General features: G+C 60.2%; 3 protein-coding genes. All 3 read left to right on the plus strand.

Features of this window, described 5'->3' with window-relative positions; genetic code table 11:
* Positions 1-801 (plus strand): WD40/YVTN/BNR-like repeat-containing protein (locus VIW95_RS11380; RefSeq protein ID WP_331586514.1); only part of this gene is annotated, 801 nt, incomplete at its 5' end.
* A 73-nt stretch (positions 802-874) separates the two neighbouring features.
* Positions 875-1,387, plus strand: coding sequence for a nuclear transport factor 2 family protein (locus VIW95_RS11385; protein ID WP_331586516.1), 513 nt, complete (start codon positions 875-877; stop codon positions 1,385-1,387).
* A 135-nt stretch (positions 1,388-1,522) separates the two neighbouring features.
* On the plus strand, positions 1,523-2,326 hold an 804-nt coding region (locus tag VIW95_RS11390; RefSeq protein WP_331586518.1), incomplete at its 3' end, for a Gfo/Idh/MocA family oxidoreductase.

The raw sequence follows: 2,326 nt of genomic DNA on the forward strand, positions 1-2,326 counted from the left end.
CGAAGTGAAGATAACGGTGCGACCTGGGACTGGATCGACTCGCCGATGGAAGGCAAACAGATCTGGTCGGCTACTTTCCATCCCGCCGATCATGACACGATGCTCGCGGGCACCAAAGAGCCCGGGGTTTACCGCACGAACGATCGCGGTCAGAGCTGGCATCGATTGCCTGTGCCGATGGCCGAGCGATGCCTGGCGGGCGCGCCAAAGGTTACCAATATCCTGATCGATCCGCGTGACAAGCGCACGATATGGGTGGGTGTCGAAATCGACGGGGTCTATTGCAGCCGCGATGACGGCCAGACCTGGAAACATTCAAAAATCGGTGACAAGGAACTCAACCACGACGTCCATGGTGTGGCGCTCGCGACTGGCCCGAGAACCAAGCTGTTGGTCACGACGCCGGACGGAATCTGGAGCAGCCTTGACGAGGGCGAGTCATTTTCGCTGCACGGATTCCCCAAGTTCGCAGAACGGGACACGATCTCTTATTGCCGCGGAGTCGCGCTCAAGCCCGGCGATCCCGACACGATCTTCGTCGGCAACGGCGACTTCATCCCCGGCAAGCGCGGCGCGATCCAAAGGTCGCGGGACGGCGGCGCGAGCTGGCAAGTGTGCAAGCTGCCGGTCGAGCCAAATTCCACGATTTACTGGTTCGGAACAAATCAAGCGAACCCCGAAGTCGTGGTCGCCAACAGTCTGCACGGTTACCTGTATTTGAGCACCGATTCGGGCGATTCGTGGACAAAGGTGCGCCGCGAGTTTGGCGAGATTCGCGCTGTCACCTGGGTGCCGAACTAGCTCCGAGCTTAACTGCGACCAGGCCGTCTCGAGGCGCGCGCTGCGCGTTTGTTCCTTTGCGAGGATCACAACGATGGCTATAAATCTCGAAGACAAGGTGAAGGAGCTGGAAGCGAAGGTTGCCGACCTCTACGATCGCGAGGCGCTCCGCGATCTGCGCTATCGCTACCATGAATGTATCAACGAAGCTCAAACTGCAGAGATTCCCGACCTCTTCACCGAGGACGGCGAACTTGATTTCGCGTATCTGGGCAAGGCCAAAGGCCGCGAACAAATCAAGGCGTTTTTCTCGGGCCTCGGCCGCGATCGCTCCGCACCTGACAGCCGCCGCGGCCTTTATCGCGTCCGGCAGTTCATCCATAACCATGTCCTGAAGGTCAACGGTGATCGCGCCAGCGGCTACGCCTACCTGGAAGCCAAGCCGGTTTACAATGGCGAGAGCTACGTCGTCGCTGCTCGCTACAACGACGAGTACTTAAAGCGCGACGGGCGCTGGCGTTTCAGAAAAATGAGTCTCACTCCATTCTTCATGGTCCCGCTGAAAGAAGGATGGGCGGGCGACGATCTCCTGAAGATGGGTCGCTAGGAGCCAAAATACTCGCGGCTGCAAGGGAGAGGTTTTGGAGCGGGACAGCTGCTGGTTGACGCGAATTTCGCGCTGTGGCACCGTCCATCGACTTCGCGGAGGACTCCCGTTACCTCTTCAAAGATCAGAGTCGGAATTCTTGGCGCCGGAGCGATGGGCGCTGAGCACGCGTTTTCCTATGGATCGATCGATGCGGTCGAGATCGCCGGCGTCTTCAGTCGGAATTTGGCGCATGCCGAGGCGATAACGCAGGGCAGTAGCGCGAATGCCGTCACCGACGCGTTTGCTCTCGTCGACGATCCTGCGATCGACGCGATCGACGTCTGCGTACCGTCGATCAACCACCGCGAATACGTGGTAGCCGCTCTCAGGCGGGGAAAACACGTCTTCTGCGAGACGCCACTCGCACTTCGGCTGGAAGACGCCGATGCCATGATCGAGGCCGCGCGCGCTTCGAAGAAGGTTCTGCTGGTCGGCCTCCTGATTCGCTCGATTGCAAGCTACGAATACGTACATCGAATCGCCGAGTCGGGAGAACTCGGAAAGGTTCTGAGCGTCACCGCACATCGGCTTGGCTCCTACCTCCGCGCTGACGCTCCCGATCACAAGGAACACTACAGCGAGCCCTCGACCGAGCTGATGACCTTCGACTTCGATTTCGTCCAATGGCTTTTGGGACGGCCTGCGCGCGTCACCGCGGCCGCCGCAGGAAGTGCGCGCGGCGGCCCCGGCGAGATTTCGGCGCTGCTCGAGTACGAGGACGGCCGCAACGCGACAGTGCTCGCGAGCGGCATCATGCCGAGCGGTTTTCCGTTTTCGGTCGGGTTTCGGGTCGTGCTCGAGCGCGGAGCATTCGAGCATCGCCTCGTTATCGAGGCGGGAGAGTTCAAGGCGACGTTCGTGCGCTACCCGGAGAAAGGCTCTCCGGAGCAGGTTTCT

It is taken from the genome of Binatus sp. (SeqCode), assembly GCF_036522015.1.
GTDB lineage: Bacteria > Desulfobacterota > Binatia > Binatales > Binataceae > Binatus.